The organism is Methylobacterium carpenticola (assembly GCF_042748905.1).
Classification (GTDB): Bacteria; Pseudomonadota; Alphaproteobacteria; order Rhizobiales; family Beijerinckiaceae; genus Methylobacterium; species Methylobacterium carpenticola.
In genome coordinates this window covers 6,508,499-6,531,962 of the sequence record NZ_JBHZEO010000001.1, presented here as the reverse complement: position 1 = coordinate 6,531,962, position 23,464 = coordinate 6,508,499, and the positions used below count along the sequence as shown (strand labels likewise).

Genomic DNA, 23,464 nt, shown 5'->3' with positions numbered 1-23,464 from the left:
CGTGCAGCCTCAAACGTACCGGTCGAGCGTGACGAACCGGACGGCGTGCTCGTCGTCGGGGCCGGCCGGATGCGCCTCGCTCGCGACCTCCCTGAAGGTGCCCGGCGGAATCTCGGGAAAGAAGGCGTCGCCCGCGGGCGCCGCGTCGACCTCGGTGAGCTGGAGGCGGTCGGCATGGGGAAGCGCGAGGGCGTAGATCTGGGCGCCGCCCGCGATCATCGCCTCGTCGGCTCCCTCCGTCAGCCGCAGCACCGCCGGCCAGTCCGCTGCCGTCTCGACGCCGGGCGCCGACCAGCCGGCATCGCGGGTCATCACGATCACCCGCCGGCCCGGCAGAGGGCGGCCGATCGAGTCCCAGGTCTTGCGGCCCATCACCACGGGCTTGCCCATGGTGAGGGCGCGGAAGCGCCGCAGGTCGCTGCGCAGGCGCCATGCGAGGTCGTTGTCGCGGCCGATGACGCGGTTGCGCGCCACGGCGGCGATCAGGGTGATGGTGGGCATGGCCATCTCGGGGCTGGAACGGACGGGCTACACCGCCACGGGGGCGCGGATCGCCGGATGCGGATCGTAGCCCTCGATCGCCACGTCGTCGTAGCGGAACTCGAACAGCGAGCGCACCTCCGGGCTGAGCCGCAGGCGCGGCAGCGGGCGCGCCGCGCGGGCGAGCTGCTCGCGCGCCTGCGTCACGTGGTTGGAATAGAGATGCGCGTCGCCGAGCGTGTGCACGAAATCACCCGGCTTCAGGTCGAGCACGTGCGCCATCATCGCGGTGAGCAGCGCGTAGGAGGCGATGTTGAAGGGCACGCCGAGAAAGACGTCCGCCGAGCGCTGGTAGAGCTGGCAGGAGAGGCGTCCCTCGGCGACGTAGAACTGGAACAGGCAGTGGCAGGGGGCGAGCGCCATGCGGTCGAGATCGGCCGGGTTCCAGGCCGAGACGACGAGGCGGCGCGAATCCGGGTTGCGGCGGATCTCGTCGAGCACCCAGGCGATCTGGTCGACGCTGCCGCCGTCGGGCTTGGCCCAGGAGCGCCACTGCCTGCCGTAGACCGGTCCGAGGTCGCCGTGCTCGTCGGCCCACTCGTCCCAGATCGTCACCCCGTTCGATTGCAGGTAGGCCACGTTGGTGTCGCCCGCGAGGAACCACAGCAGCTCGTGGATGATCGATTTCAGGTGCAGCCGCTTGGTCGTGACGAGCGGGAACCCCTCGGCGAGGTCGAACCGCATCTGGTGGCCGAAGACCGACAGCGTTCCGGTGCCGGTGCGGTCGTGCTTGGCGACACCCTCGTCGAGGATGCGCCGGAGCAGGTCGTGATAGGCGCGCATGGCGTTCGTTCTCCGAGGGGTACGGACGATAACGCATGCGGCGGCTCGCGGTCAGCGCGTCCGGGCCCGTCCTCCCCGGATTTCAGCCCCGCCCGGATTTCCGCCCCGCCCGGATTTCAGGCCCGGGCGAGCGCGAGCATCACCAGCACCACCGCGGCGTTGTTGCCGGCGTGGAAGGCGATGCAGGCCCACAGGCTGCCGGTCCACAGGCGGACGAGCCCGAGGGCGAGGCCGAGCGGGAGCACGCTGAGCGGCCGGGTGACTGCGCCGAAGCCGTGGCTGAGGGCGAAGAGGCCGGCGCTCAGCAGGATCACCGCGCCGGGCGCCAGGAGGCCCCGGGCGCGGGCGAAGAGGTCGCCGCGGAACAGCAGCTCCTCGGCGGCCGGCGCGAGGAGGACGAGCCACGTCGCCCAGACCGCGAAGCCGGCGCCCGCGAGCGGCGGCAGCCGGAAGGCCTCCGCGGGGGCTTGGCCCGAGAGGGCGGTGAGCGCCGAGACCCAGGCGATCTGGAGCACGGGCCAGACCGCCATGGCCGCGATCAGGCGCGCGGGCGCGGCGGGCCGCACGAGGCCGAGGGCGCCCGCCCAGGCCCGGCCGTAGCGGGCCCGCGCCCGCCAGACCACGAGACCGGCGAGGATCGGCAGCGGCACCACCGCCAAGGTGAGCGCGTAGCGCTCCGTCTCGTCGAAGCCCGCATACGGAAATCCCCAGACCGACAGGCCCCGGGCCCGCAGCGCATGCGCGGCGCCCACCACCAGCGCGAAGGCGAGAAGGCCCGCCGCGGCGAGGAAGAGCGGCGGCCGCAGGGCGAGCGCCGCGATGCGGATTCCGCGCGGCCAGGAGCCGGTTGGCGGCGGATCGGCCACAGGAAGCGCTGAAGGATGATCGACGGGCTTCAAAACCGGCGCGCGTGCCTCTATATTCGCTGAGCCGGCCGCGAGGTCGGCTATGGCGATAAACGTTCTTCGCAATAAACCTATCGGACCCGGGGGCGGTACCCGGCGCCTCCACCCAAGCCCAGCCAAGCCGCACCGGCTGGGCTTCGGCGGGGGCGAAATAGGATCGACGAGGGCGTAAAGGTTGGACTTTCGCTCGGCATGGTTCCGCCGTTATCGGGCCAATGCAATAGTTGCCAACGACAACTTTGCTCCGGTGGCGGTCGCCGCGTAAGCGGTGCCCAAAACCAAATAAAGTCCTAGCGGTTAGCATCGCATAGGCGGGGTTCGGAGGCACCTGGCAACAGAAGCCTCCACTTCTTCCCTCTCTCGATACGCCGATGGATGCGGCACCAGGCAAGCGACCGCCGATGGCAGACGATCTGATTCGCTACGATCTCCTGGTGCAGGACGCCCTGCGCAGTGTTGTGCGCAAGGTTCTCGGCGATGCGGCCCGCGAGGGGCTGGCGGGCGAGCATCACTTCTACGTGTCGTTCCGCACCGATTATCCGGGCGTGCGGATCTCGCAGCGCCTGCGCGAGAAATACCCGCAGGACATGACGATCGTCCTGCAGCACCAGTTCTGGGACCTCGGGGTCACCGAGCATTCCTTCGAGGTCGGCCTGTCCTTCTCCGGCGTGCCCGAGCGGCTGCTGGTGCCTTTCGAGGCGGTGACGGGCTTCTTCGACCCCTCGGTTCAGTTCGGCCTGAAGTTCGAACTCGGCGACGGTCAGGCGAGCGACGAGACCGCCGCTCCTCCGGCCGGGACGGGCCTGCGGGCGATCCGCGGCGCGGGCTCGGAGCCGAGCGAGGCGGCCCCGAAGGTGCCGGCGCTGGCCGGTGTGCCGAAGCTCGGGCTGAGCGCCGACAAGACGGAGGCGAAGCCCGCCGCCAAGGACGCGGCCAAGGACGCGACCAAGAATGCGGGCAGGCCCGACGACGAGGAGCCCACGGCGCCCGAGAGCAGCGCCTCGGTGGTGAGCCTCGACGCTTTCCGCAAGAAGAGCTGACGCGCACGAGGCGCGGGCAGCCCCTCGCCCGCTGGCCGGGAGAGGGGCTGCTCACGCCCCTGCATGAATCCGTTCGCCCTCTCGGGGAAGGGAGGCTGCGCGCCGCGTGACGCGCATCCGCAGGCCGTCCTTCGGCCGCAGCGTGACACGGTGCAGCGGCACCACCGGTCCGGCCTCCGGCGAGCGGTCGAGACGCACGGCCCGCAGCAGGTGGGCCAGCACCAGCGTCGCTTCCATCAGCGAGAAGCTCATCCCGATGCAGACCCGCGGCCCGGCCCCGAAGGGCAGGTAGGCGTAGCGGTCGATGCGGCCGCGATTCGCCGGCAGGAAGCGCTCGGGCAGATAGGCGTCCGGCTCCTCCCACAGCAGCCGGTGCCGGTGCAGCACGTAGGGCGCCACCGTCACCAGCGAGCCCCGCGGGATCTTGATGCGCCCGAGCCGATCCTCGGCGATCGCCTGCCGGCTCATGAACGGCACGGGCGGGAAGAGCCGGATCGCCTCCTCCAGGCAGGCCCGCGTGAAGGGCAGGGCCTCGGCCCGGGGCGCGGGATCGGCCGCGAAGGCCGCGTCGATCTCGGCCTCCGCGCGGTCGCGCGCGCCCGCATCCTGCGACAGGCAGTAGAGCGTCCAGGTGAGCGCGTTGGCGGTGGTCTCGTGGCCCGCCCCGATGAAGGTGACGATGTTGGCCTTCACCTCCAGGTCGGTGAGACCGCGCCCCGTCTCCGGGTCCTGCGCGCGCAGGAGGAGCGTCATCAGGTCGTGCGGGACGTCGCCCGCCGCCATCAGCGCGCGGCGCCGCGCGATCAGCTCGTCCACCACCTCGGCGAAGAAGCGCAGGGCCGGCCGCGCCCGGATGCGGCCGATCCGCGGCACCCAGTCCGGCAGGCCGAACACGTCGAGCGGGTCGATGGGGCCGAGGGCCTCGAAGTAGCGGGTGATGGCGCGGCCGAGCGCGTCGGGATCCCGCGGCAGGCCGTGGCTGAAGATGGTCCGCTCCAGCACGTCGAGGGTGACGCGCGTCATCTCGACCGCCACGTCGATGCTCTGCCCGTCGCGCCGGGCGACGCGGTGCGCGAGGCGAGCGGCGGCCTGCGACATCGGCGCCTGGAAGCCCGCCACGTGGCGCGGCGAGAAGATCGGCGCGAGGGTGCGGCGCTGCAGGCGCCATTCCTCGCCCTCGGCGGTGAGGAGCCCGTTGCCGAGCCCCGGCGCGAGCACCCGGCGCTGGAGGTCGTCCTTGCGGTAGTTCGCGGCGTTGTCGACCAGGATGCGACGGATGGCGGCGGGGTCGCTCACCACCGTGACGCGCCCGAGCGCCCCGTCGCCCGCCACGATCGGGTGCTCGAAATGCTCCCGGAACCACGTCGTCAGCGGATTGGCCCGCGCGGCGCGCAGGAAGGCGAACAGATCCATCGGCTCCGTGCGCGGGCGCGGCACGGCCGGGCGGAAGGGAGCGCGCGGGGGGCGCAGCTCGAGCGCGGCGTCTGACAGATCCTGCCTCCTGTCATGCACCGGGCGCGCTGGCACCGATCCGGCATCGCGCATCGCCCGGCTTTGGCTTAAGTAGGCGCCGTTTCGACCCGCCAAAGAGGGCCATGATGTCGCCGACCGAGAAAGCCACCCGCACGGAATCCGACACGTTCGGGCCGATCGAAGTCCCGGCCGACCGCTACTGGGGCGCGCAGACCCAGCGCTCGATCCAGAACTTCCGCATCGGCACGGAGCGGATGCCCGCCCCGCTCGTGCACGCGCTCGGCCTCGTCAAGCAGGCGGCCGCCCTCGTGAACCGCGACCTCGGCGTGCTGGAGCCGCGCCTCGCCGACGCCATCGCGGCCGCCGCCGCCGAGGTGGTCGAGGGCCGCCACGACGGCGAGTTCCCGCTGGTGGTCTGGCAGACCGGCTCGGGCACCCAGTCGAACATGAACGCCAACGAGGTGATCGGGAGCCTCGCCAACGAGCGGCTGGGCGGCCAGCGCGGCGGCAAGTCGCCGGTGCACCCGAACGACCACGTCAACCGCGGCCAGTCCTCCAACGACACCTTCCCGACCGCGATGCACATCGCGGTGGCCCGCGAGATCAACGACCGGCTGATGCCGGCCCTCCAGCACCTGCACGCCGCCCTCGACGCCAAGGCGAAGGAGTTCGCCGAGATCGTCAAGATCGGCCGCACCCACCTGCAGGACGCCACCCCGGTGACGCTCGGCCAGGAATTCTCCGGCTACGCGACCCAGGTCGCCCTCGGCGGAGCGCGCGTCGCCGCGTCGCTGCCGGGCGTGCTGGCCCTGGCCCAGGGCGGCACCGCGGTCGGCACCGGCCTCAACGCCCATCCGGAATTCGCCGAGCGCTTCGCCGCCAAGGTCGCCGAACTCACCGGCCTGCCCTTCACCTCGGCGGAGAACAAGTTCGAGGCGCTCGCCAGCCACGACGCGCTGGTCTTCACGCAGGGGGCGCTCACCAGCCTCGCGAGCGGCCTGTTCAAGATCGCCAACGACATCCGCCTGATGGGCTCCGGCCCGCGCTCGGGCCTCGGCGAGATCTCCCTGCCCGAGAACGAGCCCGGCTCCTCGATCATGCCCGGCAAGGTCAACCCGACCCAGGCCGAGGCCCTGACCATGGTCTGCGCGCAGGTGATCGGCAACGGCACCACCGTGTCGGTGGCGGGCAGCCAGGGCCATTTCGAACTCAACGTGTTCAAGCCGGTCATCGCCAACGCGGTGCTGCAATCGGTGCGGCTCTTGGCCGACGCGGCGGTGAGCTTCGCGGACAATTGCGTCGTCGGCATCAAGCCGAACCACGACCGCATCGCCGACCTGATGAGCCGCTCGCTCATGCTGGTCACCGCGCTCGCCCCGACCATCGGCTACGACAAGGCCGCCGAGATCGCCAAGACCGCGCACAAGAACGGCACCACCCTGAAGGACGAGGCGCTGCGGCTCGGCTACGTCACCGCCGAGCAGTTCGACGCGGTGGTGCGGCCCGAGACGATGCTCGCCCCGAGCGCGGACTAGGCCATGGGCGAGGTCGTCAACCTGCGCCAGGCCCGCAAGGCGAAGGCCAAGCAGGCCGAGGAGGCGAAGGCGGCCGAGAACCGCGTCGCCTTCGGCCGGCCGAAGAAGGCCAAGACCCTGGCGGAGGCCAAGCGGGCGATCGAGGTCGCCCGCCACGAGGGCCACCGCCTCGACGGGCCCGACCGCTCCGAATGAGCGAGGGCGCGGCCGGCCTGCGCAAGCGCTCGGTGATGATCGCCGGGCACCGCACCAGCGTGTCGCTGGAGGATGCCTTCTGGGAGGCCCTCCAGCGGCTCGCCGGCGCGCGCGGGCTCTCGGTGCAGGCCCTGATCGGCCGGATCGATGCGGGGCGGTCGGGGCAGAATCTCTCGTCCGCGATCCGCGTCTACGTGCTCCGGGAAATCGGGGCGGCGCCGCAAGGCCCGTCCCGAGAAGGCGCTTGACGGCACCCGCGCCCTTTCCCGGAACCGCTGCCGCTTCCCCGGTCCGGGAAGGAGGGTGATACGGTTTCCGGACGATCACTTTCGGAAACCGTATCACGAGCCCGCGCGGCGCCTGAGCGAGGCCGGTTTCCGCATCGCGAAGCGATCATCCGGAAACCGCATGAGGCGGAATCAGCCCCGCGCCGGGAACGCCTCCTCGAATCGCGCCGCCTCGCCGAGGGAGGGCGCATCGAGGCTCCCCTCCCACATCACCACGTTGCCGCGCACCAGGGTGCCGACCGGCCAGCCGGTCACCGGGGTGCCGTCGTAGGGCGTCCAGCCGCAGCGGCTCGCGATCCAGGCATTGGTGATGGTCTCGCGGCGCTTCAGGTCCACCACCGTCACGTCCGCATCGTAGCCCACCGCGAGGCGGCCCTTGCGGGACAACCCGAAGGCGCGCTTGGGGCCGGCGCTCGTCAGGTCGACGAAACGCTGGAGGCTCAGGCGGCCGGCCGCCACGTGGTCGAGCATGATCGGCACCAGCGTCTGCACGCCGGTCATGCCGGAGGGCGAATCCGGATAGGGCTTCGCCTTCTCCTCCAGCGTGTGCGGCGCGTGGTCGGAGCCGAGCACGTCCGCGACGCCCTGCGACAGCCCCCACCAGATCCCGTCCCGGTGCGCGGCGTCGCGCACCGGCGGGTTCATCTGCACCAGCGTGCCGAGGCGCGGATAGGCCTCCGCCCCGTCGAGGGTCAGATGGTGGGGGGTCACCTCGACGGTCGCCACGTCCTTGTGCTCGGCGAGGAAGCGCATCTCCTCGGCGGTGGAGATGTGCAGGATGTGGATGCGCGCGCCCGTCTCCTGCGCGATCCGCACCAGCCGCTGCGTCGCCTTGAGCGCGGCCTCGGGGGGGCGCCAGACCGGGTGCGAGGAGGGATCGCCCGGCACGCGCAGGCCCTTGCGCTCGCGCAGCATCGCCTCGTCCTCCGCGTGGAAGGCGGCCCGGCGGCGGATGCGCTTCAGGATCTCGGTGATCCCCGCATCGTCCTCCACGAGGAGCGAGCCGGTCGAGGAGCCGATGAACACCTTGATGCCCGCCGCCCCGGGCAGGCGCTCCAGCTCCGCGACCTCGGCCGCGTTCTCGTGCGTGCCCCCGACCCAGAAGGCGAAGTCGCAATGCATGCGGTGATGGCCGCGGCGGATCTTGTCGGCGAGCGCCTCGGGGCCGGTGGTCTGCGGATTGGTGTTCGGCATCTCGAACACCGTGGTCACCCCGCCCATCACGGCGGCGCGCGAGCCGGTCTCCAGATCCTCCTTGTGGTCGAGCCCCGGCTCGCGGAAATGGACCTGGCTGTCGATCACGCCCGGCAGCAGGTGGAGCCCGCGGCAATCCTGCACCCGGCCGGCGGAGGCCTGCGCGAGGTCGCCGATCGCCGCGATGCGCCCGCCGCGCACGCCGATATCGGCCGGGCCGATCCCGTCGTGGTTGACGACGGTGCCGCCGCGCAGGAGGAGGTCGAAGCTCTGGCTCATCGCGGCATTCTCCCGTCGCAGGGCCGATTGAGGGCGGCCGACCGGCGGCTTATGTCAGGCCCGCCGGAGGTTCAAGCCGGGCCGCCGGCCGAGAAGGACGTGTCCATGCCCATCGCTTCCCTGCCGGACCGCGCCGTGCTGGCCATCGCCGGAGACGACGCGGCCGGCTTCCTCCAGGGCCTCGTCACCTGCAACGTCGAGAGCCTGCCCGCGGGCGAGGCGCGGCTCGGCGCGCTGCTCACGCCGCAGGGCAAGATCCTGTTCGACTTCCTTCTCAGCCGCACGGCGGAAGGGTTCCACCTCGACGCGCCGCGCGCGGTCCTGCCGGACCTGATCCGGCGGCTCACGCTCTATCGCCTGCGCGCCAAGGTCACGCTCGCCGAGACGCCGCTGCGGGTCTTCGCCGCCTGGGGAACGGATCCTCGGGGACCGGAGCCCGCGGGCGCGTGGCTGCGCGACGGGCGGGCGCCGGGCCTCGGCTGGCGGCTCAACGCGCCGGCAGGGGAGGGACCGGCGCCGGACGCGGCGGCGGAGGATTTCGCCGTGCACCGCATCGCCCTCGGCGTGCCGGAGAGCGGAGCGGATTTCGCCCTCGGCGACGCCTTCCCGCACGAGGCCCTGATGGACCAACTCGGCGGCCTCGACTTCCGCAAGGGCTGCTACGTGGGCCAGGAGGTTGTGTCGCGGATGCAGCACCGCGGCACGGCGCGCACCCGCGTGGTTCCGCTGCATTATCCGGGCGGCACGGCCCCGGCCGCCGGAACCCCGGTCACGGCCGGGGCGAAGGCGCTCGGCCAGACCGGCAGCGCCGCGGGAGACCGCGGCCTCGGGCTCCTGCGCCTCGACCGGCTGGGCGACGCGGTCGCGGCCGGGGAGACCATCGAGGCCGGCGGGATCCCCGTCGCGGTGGGCAGGCCCGCTTTCGCGACCTTCGCGGTGCCCGGGACGGCGTGAGCCGCCACCGGCTCCGCGCCGGCGTCAGTACGGGCGGCCGATGACCGGCGGCGGGGCCACGGGCATCGTCTCGCTGCGCCGGATCTGGCCCTGAAGCTGGTTCTGCTCGAACCGGTTCTGCTGCTGGATCTCGCGCAGCTGGCTGCGCGTGTTCATCGAATCGTTGAGGCCGTCGACCGTCCGCTCCGAGCGGCTGATCGAGCGCTGGCTCTGAGCGAGAACCGGCGTCGCCGCGACCGCGGCGGCGAGGATCAGAAGGGCATGGATGCGCATGGGAACTCCAAGGGGCAGAGACTGCTCTTGAAATGGGGAAGCGGCGCACCAGCGCCAGGTTCCCGCGCGCACGACCCTGCGGCGCTCGGTCACCGGCCCGGGGCACGCGCTCCGAAGCGCGTGGCCCGGTTTCCTGCTCGGCCTCCTCCTGCCCGGCCTCGGGCGCCGCCAATCGCCTCCACGACGCTCGCGTCGCCGCGACCCTCGCTTGCGCCCCGTGCCCTCGACGCCGTTCGCGTTTTGGTCCAGTGATGGCGCCATGACTCGTGAAGCCGCCGGGGCCGACGCCCCCGCTCCCACCTCGATCGCCGCCCGTGCCCGCGCCGCCGTGGCGCCTCCGAGCGCCGGTTATCTGGAGGGTCTGAACCCGGAGCAGCGCCGCGCCGTCGAGGCAACGGAGGGCCCGGTTCTCGTGCTCGCCGGCGCGGGCACCGGCAAGACGCGCGTGCTCACCACCCGCATCGCCCACCTCATCGCCATCGGCCGCGCCCGGCCCTTCGACATCCTGGCCGTGACCTTCACCAACAAGGCCGCCCGGGAGATGAAGGAGCGCATCGGCACGCTGATCGGTGCGGCGGGCGAGGGCATGCCGTGGCTCGGCACCTTCCACGCCATCGGCACCAAGATCCTGCGCCGCCACGCCGAACTCGTCGGCCTCAGGTCCGACTTCACGATCCTCGGCACGGACGACCAGCTCCGCCTGCTCAAGCAGGTGATCGAGGCGGCCAATATCGACGAGAAACGCTGGCCCGCCCGCGGCCTCGCCCAGGCCATCGACGGCTGGAAGAACCGCGGCCTGCTCCCCGATCAGGTGCCGGCCGGGGAAGCAGGGGCTTTCGGCTTCGGCAAGGGCGGCCAGCTCTACGCCGCCTATCAGGCGCGGCTCGCCACCCTCAACGCGGTGGATTTCGGCGACCTGCTGCTGCTCTGCCTGAAGCTGTGGCGCGAGAACCCGGACATCCTCACCGGCTATCAGGACCGCTTCCGCTACATCCTCGTCGACGAGTACCAGGACACCAACGTCGCGCAGTATCTCTGGCTGCGGCTGCTCGCCCAGGGGCGCCGCAACGTCTGCTGCGTGGGCGACGACGACCAGTCGATCTACGGCTGGCGCGGCGCCGAGGTCGACAACATCCTGCGCTTCGAGCACGACTTCCCGGGCGCCGTGGTGGTGCGGCTCGAGCGCAACTACCGCTCCACGGGCCACATCCTGGCGGCGGCCTCGACCCTGATCGCCCGCAACGAAGGCCGGCTCGGCAAAACCCTGCGCACGGAGGCCGGCGCGGGCGAGCCCGTCACCGTCACGGGCGCCTGGGATTCGGAGGAGGAGGCGCGCCTCATCGGCGAGACCATCGAGGGTCTTCAGACCAAGGGCCATCCCCTGTCGCAGATCGCCGTGCTGGTGCGGACCTCCGCCCAGATGCGCGAGGTCGAGGACCGCTTCGTCCAGCTCGGCCTCGCCTACCGGGTGATCGGCGGCCCGCGCTTCTACGAGCGGGCGGAGGTGCGCGACGCGCTCGGCTACCTGCGCCTCACCGCCAATCCGGTCGACGACCTCGCCTTCGAGCGGATCATCAACACGCCCAAGCGCGGCCTCGGTGACGCGACCCTGCAATCGCTCCACGCGCTGGCCCGGCGGCAGGCGGTGCCGCTCTTCCACGCCGCCCGCCTGATCGTCGAGACGGAGGAGCTGAAGCCCAAGCCCCGCTCGACCCTGCGCGCCCTGGTGCAGAGCTTCGCCCGCTGGGCGAAGCTCTTGGAGACCCAGCCGCACGCGGAGGTGGCGCAGACGATCCTGGAGGAATCCGGCTACACGGAGATGTGGCAGAAGGAGCGGACCGCCGATGCGGCGGGCCGCCTGGAGAACCTGAAGGAACTGGTGCGCTCCCTCGAGGAGTTCCCGGACCTGCCCTCCTTCCTCGAGCACATCGCGCTGGTGATGGACGCCAACGAGGCCGAGGGCGGCGAGCGCGTCAGCCTGATGACCCTGCACGCCGCCAAGGGGCTCGAATTCGATACGGTCTTCCTGCCGGGCTGGGAGGACGGGCTGTTTCCGAATCAGCGCGCCCTCGACGAGAGCGGCCGGGCGGGGCTGGAGGAGGAGCGGCGCCTTGCCCATGTGGGCCTCACCCGTGCCCGCAAACGCGCCAAGATCTCCTTCGCGGTGAACCGGCGCATCCACGGCCTGTGGTCCTCGACCCTGCCGAGCCGCTTCATCGACGAGTTGCCGGAGGGCAGCGTCGCGGTGATCGAGGCGCCGGCGAACTTCTCGCAGGGCCCCTCGCGCTTCGACCGGCAGCCGACGCCGTTCGGCTCCTCCTACGCGACGCCGGGCTGGCAGCGGGCCCAGGCCAACACCGCCGGCCGCGACCGATTCGGCGGATCGCCCCGCGGCGGCCGCTCCGGGCCGGCCCAGATCGAGGGCACCCTGGTGGCCAAATCCACCGGGACGGCGTCGCATTACGCAACCGGAGCGCGCGTCTTCCACACCAAATTCGGGCCTGGCTCGGTGGCGGCGGTCGACGGCAACAAGCTCACCGTTGACTTCGACAAGGCCGGCCAGAAGATGGTTCTCGACAGTTTCGTCCAACCGGTCTGAGCAGCCTGCCGCTGCGTCAGGAGAGCGGAGGTCGCGATCTTGCGGATGCCGTCATCCGGGCCGGGGACCGTGCAGGCCTCTCCGGCTCGCCTCCGGACCGCATCCCGGCCGCCTGTCCTGTGTGGTTTGAGACACAGCCCTTCAGCTAATCTTGGCAACTGCGAAAAGCGCCTTTTGCGCCGCGGTACGGGAATTGCTGGGCAAGGATTGTCGGCATACCGTTGGGGAGACCGAAGCGGACTTGTCCACCGCCAACGTCGATCGAATGTGGAACCCGTTCGAACCCGCGGGAATTAAGTCGCTGAGCGGCACAGAAGGAGGTTTGGGACACACGAGGGCACACGATACAGCGGCACCGCAAGTCCAGTGGGAGTGTTGATCTATGAAGAGACGACGCGCACGACTTGAACTGGTCGAAGATCGCCCGATCAGGATGCACCGCACCCGGTTCGAGGAGGAGCGCAATCCGCCGCCGATCCAACCCATGACGGCCCGTCAGGCCGAATACCTCGAAGCCCTCGGTTCCCATTCCCAAGTCATCGTTCTCGGCCCCGCCGGCACCGGCAAGACTTACATTGCCGGCACACGTGCTGCGGATCTTCTGAGGCAGCGCCGCATCGCCAAAGTGGTGATCACCCGGCCCAACGTCCCCTCCGGACGCTCCCTCGGCTACTTCCCCGGTTCCCTTGAAGAGAAGATCGCTCCCTGGGTGGCTCCGCTCACGGAGACCATGAAGGAGCGCATGGGCGCCGGCGCCTTCGACATCGCGCTGAAAGCCGGCGACATCGAGATCGTCCCCTTCGAGGTGATGCGCGGCCGCACCTTCAAGAACTGCCTCGTGATCCTCGACGAGGCCCAGAACACCACCCCGGCCGAGATCAAGATGTTCTTGACCCGCATCGGCGACGATTGCCAGGTCATCATCAACGGCGACGTGTCGCAGACCGACCTGCGCGAGACTTCCGGTCTCCGGACCGTGATCCATCTCGTGAAGAGCCGGATGATGCCGATCCCGATCGTGGAATTCGGCCTGGAGGACATCGTCCGCTCGGGGATCTGCGCCGAGTGGGTGAGGGCCTTCGAGGAGGCGCGCGTATAGGCAGCCTCGCCGCAGGACCATCGGTGCGGCGGCGGTGACGAGCAAGAGCCTCGGCAGGACGGGAGAGCGCCGTTCTGCCGAGCATTCCTGGAGCCCATCCCTTCCTCATGCTGAGGGCCGCGCGATTGTCGATCGCCCGGCACTCAGCATGAGGGGCGGGAGGGCACGGTCGGACCAGCGCTCGATCACGGTGCAATCGGACGCCGCTCTCGGTCTCTGATTTTGCCGCATTTCCTGCGACGAACCGGGATCCGCTTGGTCGGAAAATGCTCTGGCCTCTGATCCGGTGGACTTCCGGTTCAGCCGTTCAGCGATCCTGCAACCATCGGTTCGCGCTGTGGAAGGCCCGCCGAATCGCGCGTGTCCACCGATTACTCGGCGGCCTGATCCAGGCCGGTGCCGCCGCTCTCGGCCCGGTTCTCCACCGGCTGGCAGACATCCACCCATTCCGCCCCGACCAGATTCGCCATCCGCTCGGGCGGGAGCCGCACGGCGCTGTGCGTCGATCCGGCCGCGGGGACGACCTCCGCGAAGGCGCGCAGGGACAGGTCGCAATAGACCGGCAGAGGCGCCGGCAGCCCGAAGGGGCAGACGCCGCCCACCGGGTGGCTGGTCACCTGCTCGGTCTCCGCGGCATCGAGCATCCGCGCCCGCCCGCCGAAGACCGTCTTCAGCTTGCGATTGTCGAGCCGCGCATCCCCGCGCGTCACGACGAGGAGCACGCGCTCCCCGACCCGCAGGGCGAGCGTCTTGGCGATGCGGCCCGGCTCGACGCCGTGGGCCGCGGCCGCGAGCGCGACCGTGGCGGAACTCGCCGCGGTCTCGATCACGGGCAGGTCGGGCGCGCGCTCGGCCAGGAACGCGCGCACGGAAGCGAGGCTCATCGGGCAAGGCTCATTGAAGCGGGACTCATCGGGGCAAGGCTCAGTGCCGGGGCTCCGGATGGGTCGTGTAGGCGCCGTTGCGGATGCGGTCGGGGAAGCCTTCCGCATAGCGCGCGGTCGCTTCCTCGCCGTAGGTCTGCACCAGCTCCTGGAACGCGGCGAAGAGCGCAGCCTGGGCCATGCAGTCCCCGTCGAGGCCGTCAAGGCAGCCCTCGGCGAAGGCTTCCGACACATAGGTCAGGGCCGCGCGCTTGGCGTCCTGATCCGAGAGGTCCGGGGGAGGGAAGGAGTCAAAATCCGACATCGGCTGAGGTGATTCGGGCGTCCGGTGCGGGTGAACACCCGATTCATAGGATCGGGCCGCGGTCCGGGCCAGCGAGGAATTGCGAAGAGGTTAACGCGCGCGGCGCAAAGCCGCGCATCGCGGCAGGTGCGTCACAGGTGTTGCAGCGGCGTGACAGCCCCGGCGGCCGTGCGGTCCGGTCCCTGCGGACGAGCGCTGGAAATCGTTGCCCCGGCGCGCCATGTAGGAGGAGGCGATCCGCGCGGCGGCGCCTCTCACAGGCCCGACCGATCGCCGGGCCTCGACCGGCATGCCCGTCGAGCGATCCTTCGTTCCGTTCCCGACCCCAAGCTCGCCCTGCGCGCGGCCCGTCCCGCTGCGCCCGGCCCCGAATGAGAGACGACCCCGATGTTGCGTTCGAAGCAGAAGCCGAAACCGCAGGAGACCGGCTTCATCCTGTTCGATGTCTATTACGAGGACGGCTCCCGGCGCTCGAACCGCCGCGTGCCCCGCTCCGCCCTCACCGGGCTCGACGGCGATGCGCCGGCCCGGGACATCATCGAGGAGCAGGATCGCGAGATCGCGGAGAAATCCGGCCGCCCGCCGCTCGCCATCACCAAGGTGGTACGTTCCGCCACCTGATCGCCCGGCTCCCGCCGGACGGCTGCGCCCGCGGCCGTCCGCGATGCGCCGAGGCTTCCGGGCGCGCAGACTTCGGGCCTGGAGGCTTCAGGCGTGCGCGTCGGCCGCGAACACCCAGTCGGACAGCGTCGTCGGCAGGGCGAGGTGGCGCAGGTCCAGCCCGCAGGAGGGCGTGTAGGTTTCCCCGTGGATCAGCCGGTCGAGGGCAACCTCGGCGGTGTCGTAGCAGCCGAGCGGCTCGCGCTCGAAGAACAGGACCACCCGGTCCCGACCGGCCCACCGGGTCATCGCGATCCGGAATTCGCCCTGCGCGGTCTCGCAGAACCAGTATCCGCTCATGGGGCGCCATCCTCCTCGTCGTCCGCCGTTCTCGCGGGGGCCGGCTCGGCTCCGCGGATCGTATCGTCTTGTTAACGATGACATATCGCGCCGGTCCCGGGAGGGCAATCAGCCCTCCGGAGGGGGCATGGCCCGGGGCGGCGGGCGGATCTCGCCCGTCTTCGCCGAACGCGAGAGTGCCGCGTGGACTTCCGTCGCCCGCGACCGTCGGCTAAGGATGCCGGGCGGAGAACAGTTCCTCCGCGCTCCACGGCCCGGCAGGCCGTCCCGCGGCAGCATGCGTTGGTGAACCATGGCGGATACGAACCGGGCTCAGGTCGAGGATTTCGAGCAGGCCGCTGGCCCGCGGACCGGCCTGCTGGCCGGCAAGCGCGGCCTCGTCCTTGGGGTCGCCAACAACCGGTCGATCGCCTGGGGGATCGCCAAGAGCGCCCGGCAGCACGGGGCCGAACTCGCCTTCACCTATCAGGGCGAGGCCCTGAAGAAGCGGGTCGAGCCGCTCGCCAAGGAACTCGACGCGGCGGTCGTCGGGCATTGCGACGTCACCGATCCGGCCTCGATCGACGCGGCCTTCGAGGAGGCGGGCCGCCATTTCGGCGGCGGGCTCGACTTCGTCGTCCACTGCATCGCCTTCTCGGACAAGGACGAGCTCACCGGCCGCTACATCGATACGAGCGAGGCGAACTTCGCCAAGTCGCTCCTCATCTCCTGCTACTCGTTCACGGCGGTCGCGCAGCGGGCCGAGAAGCTGATGAAGGACGGCGGCTCGCTGCTCACGCTGACCTATTACGGTGCCGAGAAGTGGATGCCCCACTACAACGTGATGGGCGTCGCCAAGGCCGCGTTGGAAGCCTCCGTGCGCTACCTCGCCGCCGATCTCGGCCCCTCGAAGATTCGCGTCAACGCCATCTCGGCCGGCCCGATCAAGACGCTGGCCGCCTCCGGCATCGGCGATTTCCGCTACATCCTGAAGTGGAACGAGTACAACGCGCCGCTGCGGCGGACCGTGACCATCGAGGAGGTCGGCGAGACCGCCACCTACCTCGTCTCCGACATGTCCCGGGGCATGACCGGCGAGATCCTGCACGTCGATGCGGGCTATCACGTGGTCGGCATGAAGAATCCGGAAGCGCCGGACATGAGCAAGGAGTGAGCGGGGCGCATCCGCTCCATTCCGTTCGCGCGCGAGGGGTGGCATCCGCCCTCCCGTGAGGCCAGTATCCGGCTCCCGGCCCAGAGCTGTCGCGGAGTCGCACCATGACCACGCCCAAAGTCGCCATGCTGACCGCCGGGGGCCTCGCGCCCTGCCTCTCGGCGGCGGTCGGCGGGCTGATCGGCCGCTACACCGATCTCGCCCCCGAGATCGAGATCATCGGCTACCGCAGCGGCTATTGGGGGCTCCTCAAGGGCGAGGCGCTCGCCGTCACCCCGGAGGTGCGGGCGCAGGCCGGCACGCTGCTGCGGCACGGCGGCTCGCCGCTCGGCAACAGCCGCGTGAAGCTCACCAACGTGAAGGATTGCGTGAAGCGCGGCCTCGTGCGCGAGGGCGAGGATCCGCTGAAGGTCGCGGCCGAGCGGCTCGCCCAGGACGGCGTCACCATCCTGCACACGATCGGCGGCGACGACACCAACACCACGGCGGCCGAGCTCGCGGCCTATCTCGAGCGGAACGGCTACCGGCTGACCGTGGTCGGCCTGCCCAAGACCATCGACAACGACGTGGTGCCGATCCGCCAGTCGCTCGGCGCCTGGAGTGCGGCGGAGCAGGGCGCCGTGTTCTTCGAGAACATCGTCAACGAGCAGAGTGCCAACCCGCGCATGCTCCTCGTCCACGAGGTGATGGGCCGCAATTGCGGCTGGCTCACCGCGGCGACGGCGCGCGCCTATCGCCAGCGCCTCGCCCGCCAGACCTTCCTGCCGGCCCTCAACCTCGACCTCGCCCACAAGGACATCGACGCGGTCTACGTGCCGGAAGTCGAGATCGATTTCGACCGCGAGGCCGAGCGCCTGCGCGCGCGGCTCGCCGAGAAGGATTGCGTGACGATCTTCCTCAGCGAGGGCGCGGGGCTCGACACCATCGTCGCCGAGATCGAGGGACGCGGAGAGGTGCTCGGGCGCGATCCCTTCGGCCACGTGAAGATCGATACCGTCAACGTCGGCCAATGGTTCGCCGACCGCTTCGGGCCCCGCCTCGGCGTCGAGAAGACGCTCGTCCAGAAATCCGGCCACTTCGCGCGCTCCGCCGCCCCGAACGCCGACGACCTCCACCTGATCCAGGGCATGGTCGACCTCGCGGTCGAGTGCGCGCTCAAGGGGGTGTCCGGGGTGATCGGCCACGACGAGGAGCGGGAGGGGCGCCTCAGCGCCATCGCGTTCCCGCGCATCCGGGGCGGCAAGGCCTTCGATCCGGCCACCCCCTGGTTCACGGAGTTGCTCGACGCGATCGGCCAGCCGCGCGGCTGAGCGCTACTCCGCCGCGACGGGCAGCGGCGCCCGGTCGGGCAGGCCGTCGAGGGCGGCCGGGCGCGGACCCCCGGTCGCCCAGTCGAGCAGTTCGACCGTGTGCACGATCGGGATCTCGGTGCCCTTCCCGATCTGCGTCGCGCAGCCGATGTTGCCGGTGGCGATGAGATCCGGGCGCACCCGCTCGATATTGGCGACCTTGCGGGCGCGCAACGCCGCCGCCAGTTCGGGTTGCAGGATGTTGTAGGTGCCCGCCGAGCCGCAGCAGATGTGGCCCTCCGGCACGTCCTTCACCGTGAAGCCCGCCCGCTTGAGGAGCGCCTTGGGCTCGGTGCGGATGCCCTGCCCGTGCTGCATCGAGCAGGCCGAGTGGTAGGCCACCACGAGGTCGGTCTCGACCACCGGCTCCATGAGCCCGATCTGCGTGACGTATTCGGTGACGTCCTTGGCGATGGCGGAGACGCGGCGCGCCTTCTCCGCATAGGCCGGGTCGTCCCGGAACATGAAGCCGTAATCCTTGATTGTGGTGCCGCAGCCCGAGGCCGTGACCAGGATGGCGTCGAGGCCCGTCCCGTCCATCTCGGCGATCCAGGCATCGATCGTGCGCTTGGCGAGCGCGTGCGAGGATTCCTCGCGGCCCATGTGGTGGGTGAGCGCGCCGCAGCAGCCCTCGCCCTTCGCCTGCACCACCTCGATACCGTGGCGGTTGAGGAGCCGGATCGCGGCCTCGTTGAAATCGGGCCGAAGGACCGATTGGGCGCAGCCGCGCAGCAGGGCGACCCGGCCCCGCGCGGCGCCCGCGGGCGGGAAGCGACCCGGCCGGTCGATGGCGGAGCGGTTCGGCAGGGTGCCGGGCGCGAGGTCGAGCATGGCGGCGAGCCGGCTGCCGACCCGCGGCAGGCCGGCGACGAGGCCCCGGAACGGCCGGCCCACCGTCGCGGCGAGGAGCGCGAGGCGGAAGCGGTTCGGATAGGGCAGAACCCGGGCGAGGAGCGCGCGCAGCCAGCGGTCGGCGGCCGGTCGCGCGTAGGTCTCCTCGATGTAGGAGCGGGCGTGGTCGACGAGGTGCATGTAATGCACGCCGGACGGGCAGGTGGTCATGCAGGAGAGGCAGGAGAGGCAGCGGTCGACGTGCTTGACCACCTCCGGGGTGGCGGGCTTGCCGCCCTCCAGCATGTCCTTGATCAGGTAGATGCGTCCGCGCGGGGAATCGAGTTCGTCGCCGAGCAGCAGGTAGGTCGGGCAGGTGGCGGTGCAGAAGCCGCAATGCACGCAGGTGCGCAGGATCTTCTCCGAGGCCGCCATGGCCGGATCGGCGAGCTGCGCGGGGGCGAAATTGGTCTGCACGGCGGATCCTCGGTCACGCTTTGTCGGGTCGGCTTCTCGTGGGCCGAGCGTGTTCTAGACCAATTTCAAAGCGCGTGGATGCGGCATGTGTCGCCGCCGGGCTGCGATCGCCTCATACGGTTTCCGGATGATCGCTTCGCGATGCGGAAACCGGCCTCGCTCAGGCGCCGCGCGGGCTCGTGATACGGTTTCCGAAAGTGATCTTCCGCAAACCGTATCACACCCCCGCATACATCCGCCCCGGGTTGAACAACCCGGCCGGATCGTGCGCCGCCTTGATGCCGGCGGTGAGCCGCATCAGCGGCTCCGACAGGGGCTCGAATACCGGCACGGCCGCGCGCACCGCTTCCGGCGCGCGCATCAGCGTCGCATGGCCGCCGGCCTGGGCGACGGAGGCCCGCACCACGGCCGCGCCCGCATCGCCCGCCGCGTCGGTGCGCAGCCAGATCAGCCCGCCCCCCCAATCGTAGAACCACGCCGCGGCCCGCTCCTCCGCGATCGCCGCGGTGATCCGGGGACCGCGCGTCGGGGCCGTGGAGATCCGCCAGACGGCGCCCGCGCCCTGCGCCGCCGCGAAGGGACCGACATCCCGCACGGCGGTCCAGAGATCCGCCGCGGGCTCGCCCTCCAGGATCTCCGGCGTGCCGAAGCGCCGCAGCAGCCGGCGCAATTCGCCCAGGCGATAGTCGATCGAGGCGGAGAAGCCCTCGATGCGCAGCATGGTCCGCGCCCGGTCCCCGCCGATCCCGGCGGGCCAATGCGCCGCCCCGGTGATCTCGAAGGGGGAGCCGAGGCCGAGGCTCAGCGCCTCGACCGCGCGGGCATCGTCGAGCTCCAGCAGCACCAGGGTCGCGGTGCGCTCCGGAATCGGCAGCACCTTGAAGGTGACCTCGGTGAGGAGGCCGAGGGTGCCCCAGGAGCCCGCCATCAGCTTCACCAGATCGAGGCCGGTGACGTTCTTCATCACCCGCCCGCCCGACTTCACCACCTCGCCGCGGCCGTTGACGAAGCGCACGCCGATCAGGCTGTCGCGGGCCGCGCCCGCGGAGATCCGCCGCGGTCCCGAGATGTTGCCGGCCGCGACCGCGCCGATCGTCGGCTCGCCGGAGGAGCCGAGCAGCGCACGGTGATCCATCGGCTCGAAGGGCAGCATCTGGCGCCCCTCGGCGAGGCGCGCTTCCACCTCGGCGAGCGGCGTGCCGGCGAGCGCTCCGATCACCAGCTCCGCCGGCTCGTGCAGGGTAATGCCGCTGAGCCCGCGGGCGGAGAGGGTCGCCTCGTCCTGGGCCGGCCGGCCGATCGCGGCCTTGGTGCCGCCGCCCACGACCCGCAGCCGCTCCCGCCGCGCCGCCGCGGCCGCTACCAGCTCCGCCGCCTCCGCCTCGGTCCGGGGCTCGTACACGCTCATGGCCGCCACTCCCTGCCGGCCTGACATCGACCGTTGCCCGCAGCAATGCGGCGAAGGTGCTGGCGGCGCAAGCGGCGGAGCCGCTACTCCGCCGGGACCGCCCGCCGCAGGCGCGGCGCCACCGCGGCCCGCAGGCCGGCGATGTCGAAGCTCCAGACGAGGGCGCCGTAAACGCCCGCGCCGACGGCGACGCTCGCGCCGAGCGACGCCCAGGGCCCGAGCCCCCGCAGCGGCAGCACCGCGGCGACCATCACGCCCGTTGCCGCGAGCGCGCCCGCGATGTCGCGCAGGGGCAGGCGCAGGCGCTGCGGCCCGGTCAGGCCGCGCAGAGCCAGGAAGCCGCAGGCGGCGACGAGGCCGAGGGATTGCGCGGCCGCGATGCCATGGGCGCCGAGGGGCCCGGCGAGGGCGAGGACGCCGAGCGCGTTCGTGCAGGCGCCGATGAGCGCGGCGGTGATCACCGGCCGCGTGCGGCGGCGGATCTGGAAGATGGGATTGAGGGCGAAATTCATCAGCGCCCCGGCGAACAGGCCGGGCAGCAGGATCAGCGTGTAGCGGGTGAAGTGGCCGCGGAACGCCTCCGGCACCACGATCGCCTCGACGGACGGCGCCACGAGCCAGAACCCCGCCGCGCAGGGCAGGATCAGCGCCACCACCGTCGCGGCGTTGCGCGCCACCTGCGCCTCGCCCGCGGCGGCGCCGTGATGCTCCTCCGCCTGCACGGCGAGCTGGAACAGCAGGAGATCGAGGGCGGCCCCGAGCGTGCTGAAGATGCGCCCGCCGATATCGGCCGCGAGGGAGAAGTAGCCCGATTCCGCGAAGCCCGCCGCCGCGGCGACCGCCGCCCGGTTCGCGAAGGGCATCAGGTGATAGATCGCGTTGGCGGCGATGAGCGGCAGGCCGTAGCCGAGGAAGAGCCGCAGCGTCTCGGGCCCGCGCGCCCGCGCGCCGGCCGGGATCGGATCGGCCAGGGCGCGGCGCACCGCCAGCACCGCGAGGAGCTGGCTGAGGCCCCCCGCCGCCATCACCACGGCCGGCGAGGGCAGGAGCCAGGCGGTGGCGGTCATCAGAACCGCCGCGATCAGGTTCTTGGCGAGCACCAACCGGAAGTAGAGGCCGCCCGCGAACCGGGCCCGGGCGAGCGCCGCGTAGCCGTCGAACAGGCCGATGCCCACCGCCGTCCCCGCCGCGGCGGCGGCGAGGCGGCCTTCCTCATGCCAGCCGGCCGCCGCCTCGGCCCCGCCGAGGCAGAGCAGGGCGGCGCCCGCGAGCCCCACGGCCACCGCCGCGTAGGCGCGGTTGAGCATCGCGCGGATCCAGGGCTCGTGCTGACGCACCCGGTCGGAGTAGAAGCGCGTCGCCGAGAGACGCAGCCACTCGAACAGGAGCGTGTTGAGCAGCACGGCGCCCGCCGTGCCGAGGGCGAAGCGGCCGAAATCCGCCGGCCCGAGGAACTGCGCGATCAGCAGGCCGAGCGCGAAGTTGAGCGCGGCGTTGATCACGAAGGCTGCGATGACCGCCATGTCGGGCTTTCGGAATGCGGACCGGGACGGGAGGGATAGTAGGTGCCAGCCGCGAAGATGTCCTTAAGTGCCGCCGCGTCGCCCGGCCGCGCGATGCTCCAGGCCGCCCTCGGCATCGGCCTCCTGTCGCTGATGGATGCGACGATCAAGGGGCTCGCCGCCCGCTATTCCGTGCCGGAGATCGCCTTCGTCCGCTACCTCGTGGGTTCGGTGCTGATGGTCGCGCTCATCGCCGTGCAGCGGCCGGGCTGGCCGTCCTGGGAGACGTGGCGGACGAACGGCCTGCGCGCGCTCCTGGTGGTCGCGACGGCGCTCACCTTCTTCACCGGGCTCGGGCGGCTGCCGCTCGCCGAGGCGCTGGCGCTCTCCTTCCTCAGCCCGATCTTCATCGCCCTCTTCGCCGCCCTGCTGCTGCGCGAGAGTGTGAGGCCGCAGGTCTGGGCGGCGCTGCTGCTCGGCCTCGCCGGGGTGCTGGTCGTGGTCGGCGGCCAGATCGGCACAGGCATCTCGGGAGAGGAGATCTCCGGCGAGGCGGAGCGGCTGTGGGGCATCGCCGCGGTGCTGGTCTCGGCCCTGACCTACGCGCTGTCGATGGTGCTGCTGCGGGCCCGCGCCCGGCACGATCCCGTCGTCACCATCGTGGCGATCCAGAATCTCGGGCCCGCCGCGATGCTGGCGGCGCCCGCCGCCTATACCTGGGTGCCGGTCACCGGGCCGGACTGGCTGCCCTTCGTGCTCGTCGGCACGCTCGGGGTGGCGGGCCACCTCGTGCTGAGCCGCGCCTATGCGGGGGCCGAGGCCGCGCGGCTCGCCGTGATGGAATATACCGCACTGATCTGGGCGGTGGCGCTCGGCTTCCTCGCCTTCGGCGAGGTGCCGGGGCTCGCGACGGCGGCGGGGACCGGCCTGATCCTGGCGGGCTCGGCGCTCGCGGCGCGGCGGTAGATCGTCAGCCCAGCGCCGGCGTGGCCGCGGCCGGCGGGGTGCCGGCCGGCGGGAGAGCGGCCGGCAGAGGGACGGCTGGAATGTCGCGCAGCGAGATCATCCCGATCGTTTCCGTGCCCCGCAGCACCGGCAGGTGGCGCACGCCGTGCGCCTCCATCAGCCCGTGGGCCTCGGCCAGGGTGGCGTCGGCGGCGATGGTGAGCGGGTCGGGCGTCATCACCTCGCGCACCAAGGTCAGCATCGGGTCCCGGTGTCCCGCGATGACCCGCCGCGCGATGTCCCGCTCGCTGACGATGCCCGCGAGACGCCCGTTCTCCACGACCGCGAGGGCGCCGATGTCGAGCGCACGCATGCGGTGGCAGACGCTCGCCACCGTGAAGCTCCCGGTGACCGCATGGAGCGGGTGGTCGGCGATCACGGCGCTGACGGTGCGGTCGGGCATGGGGCTGGGTTCCTCGGCGCGGCCGGGGCGGA

At 71.5% G+C, this 23,464-nt stretch carries 24 protein-coding genes and 1 other RNA gene; 12 read left to right on the top strand and 13 right to left on the bottom strand.

The features are described 5' to 3' along the window. Positions 1-9: 9 nt before the first annotated feature. The 3 genes from ACE101_RS30240 to ACE101_RS30230 all read right to left on the bottom strand — a co-directional run bounded on the left by ACE101_RS30240 (position 10) and on the right by ACE101_RS30230 (position 2,189). Positions 10-507 (bottom strand): dihydrofolate reductase, encoded by a 498-nt coding sequence (locus tag ACE101_RS30240; protein WP_379137886.1) that lies wholly within the window; start codon positions 505-507, stop codon positions 10-12. A gap of 21 nt (positions 508-528) precedes the next feature. Further along, complete coding sequence (locus ACE101_RS30235) at positions 529-1,323, bottom strand: thymidylate synthase (protein WP_379137883.1); 795 nt, start codon at positions 1,321-1,323, stop codon at positions 529-531. A 116-nt stretch (positions 1,324-1,439) separates the two neighbouring features. Continuing rightward, entirely contained in the window at positions 1,440-2,189 is a 750-nt protein-coding gene (locus tag ACE101_RS30230; RefSeq protein ID WP_379137880.1) for a CPBP family intramembrane glutamic endopeptidase, read from the bottom strand. Between the two features lie 24 nt (positions 2,190-2,213). On the opposite strand from ACE101_RS30230, the gene ssrA reads away from it, so the two are divergent. After that, positions 2,214-2,577: a transfer-messenger RNA gene (gene ssrA / locus ACE101_RS30225) on the top strand. 52 nt (positions 2,578-2,629) lie between these two features. Beyond that, positions 2,630-3,268 (top strand): SspB family protein, encoded by a 639-nt coding sequence (locus ACE101_RS30220; RefSeq protein WP_379137879.1) that lies wholly within the window; start codon positions 2,630-2,632, stop codon positions 3,266-3,268. A 51-nt stretch (positions 3,269-3,319) separates the two neighbouring features. Here ACE101_RS30220 and ACE101_RS30215 read toward each other — a convergent pair whose 3' ends face one another. Further along, positions 3,320-4,681, bottom strand: a complete 1,362-nt coding sequence (locus tag ACE101_RS30215; RefSeq protein WP_379137877.1) for a cytochrome P450 — start codon at positions 4,679-4,681, stop codon at positions 3,320-3,322. Between the two features lie 185 nt (positions 4,682-4,866). On the opposite strand from ACE101_RS30215, the gene fumC reads away from it, so the two are divergent. From fumC to ACE101_RS30200, 3 genes are read left to right on the top strand one after another with little or no spacing between them, the layout of a single operon-like run. After that, positions 4,867-6,276, top strand: a complete 1,410-nt coding sequence (gene fumC / locus ACE101_RS30210; protein ID WP_379137875.1) for a class II fumarate hydratase — start codon at positions 4,867-4,869, stop codon at positions 6,274-6,276. Positions 6,277-6,279: 3 nt separating this feature from the next. After that, on the top strand, positions 6,280-6,471 hold the full coding sequence (locus tag ACE101_RS30205; RefSeq protein WP_379137873.1) for a DUF4169 family protein: 192 nt from the start codon (positions 6,280-6,282) through the stop codon (positions 6,469-6,471). Continuing rightward, the gene (locus tag ACE101_RS30200) at positions 6,468-6,719 is read left to right on the top strand and encodes a ribbon-helix-helix domain-containing protein (protein ID WP_379137870.1); all 252 of its coding nucleotides are present in this window, start codon (positions 6,468-6,470) and stop codon (positions 6,717-6,719) included. Before ACE101_RS30205 ends, ACE101_RS30200 begins: the two co-directional genes overlap by 4 nt. Positions 6,720-6,890: 171 nt before the next feature. Here ACE101_RS30200 and ACE101_RS30195 read toward each other — a convergent pair whose 3' ends face one another. Next, the gene (locus ACE101_RS30195; protein WP_379137867.1) at positions 6,891-8,231 is read right to left on the bottom strand and encodes a dihydroorotase; all 1,341 of its coding nucleotides are present in this window, start codon (positions 8,229-8,231) and stop codon (positions 6,891-6,893) included. A 105-nt stretch (positions 8,232-8,336) separates the two neighbouring features. Here ACE101_RS30195 and ygfZ point away from each other — a divergent pair, with 105 nt between their 5' ends. Further along, positions 8,337-9,185: a CAF17-like 4Fe-4S cluster assembly/insertion protein YgfZ gene (gene ygfZ, locus ACE101_RS30190; RefSeq protein ID WP_379137865.1), complete on the top strand. Its 849-nt coding sequence runs from the start codon at positions 8,337-8,339 to the stop codon at positions 9,183-9,185. 24 nt (positions 9,186-9,209) lie between these two features. On the opposite strand, the gene ACE101_RS30185 is transcribed toward ygfZ, so the two are convergent. Beyond that, positions 9,210-9,458, bottom strand: a complete 249-nt coding sequence (locus tag ACE101_RS30185) for a hypothetical protein (protein ID WP_379137863.1) — start codon at positions 9,456-9,458, stop codon at positions 9,210-9,212. A 259-nt stretch (positions 9,459-9,717) separates the two neighbouring features. Here ACE101_RS30185 and ACE101_RS30180 point away from each other — a divergent pair, with 259 nt between their 5' ends. Together ACE101_RS30180 and ACE101_RS30175 are read left to right on the top strand one after the other, a co-directional pair. Beyond that, positions 9,718-12,057, top strand: a complete 2,340-nt coding sequence (locus tag ACE101_RS30180; RefSeq protein WP_379137860.1) for an ATP-dependent helicase — start codon at positions 9,718-9,720, stop codon at positions 12,055-12,057. 382 nt (positions 12,058-12,439) lie between these two features. Then, complete coding sequence (locus ACE101_RS30175; RefSeq protein ID WP_379137857.1) at positions 12,440-13,156, top strand: PhoH family protein; 717 nt, start codon at positions 12,440-12,442, stop codon at positions 13,154-13,156. Positions 13,157-13,527: 371 nt separating this feature from the next. On the opposite strand, the gene ACE101_RS30170 is transcribed toward ACE101_RS30175, so the two are convergent. Together ACE101_RS30170 and ACE101_RS30165 are read right to left on the bottom strand one after the other, a co-directional pair. Continuing rightward, a complete protein-coding gene (locus tag ACE101_RS30170) occupies positions 13,528-14,040 on the bottom strand; it encodes a YbaK/EbsC family protein (protein WP_379137854.1) in 513 nt (170 codons plus the stop codon). 40 nt (positions 14,041-14,080) lie between these two features. Further along, positions 14,081-14,344: a hypothetical protein gene (locus ACE101_RS30165; RefSeq protein WP_379137851.1), complete on the bottom strand. Its 264-nt coding sequence runs from the start codon at positions 14,342-14,344 to the stop codon at positions 14,081-14,083. 387 nt (positions 14,345-14,731) lie between these two features. Here ACE101_RS30165 and ACE101_RS30160 point away from each other — a divergent pair, with 387 nt between their 5' ends. After that, positions 14,732-14,965 (top strand): hypothetical protein, encoded by a 234-nt coding sequence (locus ACE101_RS30160; RefSeq protein ID WP_379137848.1) that lies wholly within the window; start codon positions 14,732-14,734, stop codon positions 14,963-14,965. A gap of 87 nt (positions 14,966-15,052) precedes the next feature. Here the strand turns inward: ACE101_RS30160 and ACE101_RS30155 are convergent, their stop codons facing one another. Then, positions 15,053-15,304, bottom strand: a complete 252-nt coding sequence (locus ACE101_RS30155; protein WP_379137846.1) for a hypothetical protein — start codon at positions 15,302-15,304, stop codon at positions 15,053-15,055. A 292-nt stretch (positions 15,305-15,596) separates the two neighbouring features. Between ACE101_RS30155 and fabI the strand changes: the two genes are divergently transcribed. Then, positions 15,597-16,457, top strand: coding sequence for an enoyl-ACP reductase FabI (gene fabI, locus ACE101_RS30150; RefSeq protein ID WP_379137843.1), 861 nt, complete (start codon positions 15,597-15,599; stop codon positions 16,455-16,457). 104 nt (positions 16,458-16,561) lie between these two features. Continuing rightward, the gene (locus ACE101_RS30145; RefSeq protein ID WP_379137840.1) at positions 16,562-17,767 is read left to right on the top strand and encodes a pyrophosphate--fructose-6-phosphate 1-phosphotransferase; all 1,206 of its coding nucleotides are present in this window, start codon (positions 16,562-16,564) and stop codon (positions 17,765-17,767) included. 3 nt (positions 17,768-17,770) lie between these two features. On the opposite strand, the gene glcF is transcribed toward ACE101_RS30145, so the two are convergent. The 3 genes from glcF to ACE101_RS30130 form a co-directional block, all read right to left on the bottom strand. Then, positions 17,771-19,114 carry a glycolate oxidase subunit GlcF gene (glcF, locus tag ACE101_RS30140; RefSeq protein ID WP_379137837.1) on the bottom strand — a complete coding sequence of 448 codons (1,344 nt, stop codon included), beginning with the start codon at positions 19,112-19,114 and terminating at the stop codon, positions 17,771-17,773. A 217-nt stretch (positions 19,115-19,331) separates the two neighbouring features. Next, positions 19,332-20,522: a glycolate oxidase subunit GlcE gene (gene glcE, locus ACE101_RS30135; protein ID WP_379137834.1), complete on the bottom strand. Its 1,191-nt coding sequence runs from the start codon at positions 20,520-20,522 to the stop codon at positions 19,332-19,334. A gap of 83 nt (positions 20,523-20,605) precedes the next feature. Beyond that, complete coding sequence (locus ACE101_RS30130) at positions 20,606-22,045, bottom strand: lipopolysaccharide biosynthesis protein (RefSeq protein ID WP_379137831.1); 1,440 nt, start codon at positions 22,043-22,045, stop codon at positions 20,606-20,608. Between the two features lie 42 nt (positions 22,046-22,087). On the opposite strand from ACE101_RS30130, the gene ACE101_RS30125 reads away from it, so the two are divergent. Next, a complete protein-coding gene (locus tag ACE101_RS30125) occupies positions 22,088-22,990 on the top strand; it encodes a DMT family transporter (protein WP_379137828.1) in 903 nt (300 codons plus the stop codon). 4 nt (positions 22,991-22,994) lie between these two features. Here the strand turns inward: ACE101_RS30125 and ACE101_RS30120 are convergent, their stop codons facing one another. Then, a complete protein-coding gene (locus ACE101_RS30120; RefSeq protein ID WP_379137826.1) occupies positions 22,995-23,432 on the bottom strand; it encodes a CBS domain-containing protein in 438 nt (145 codons plus the stop codon). Positions 23,433-23,464: the final 32 nt, after the last annotated feature.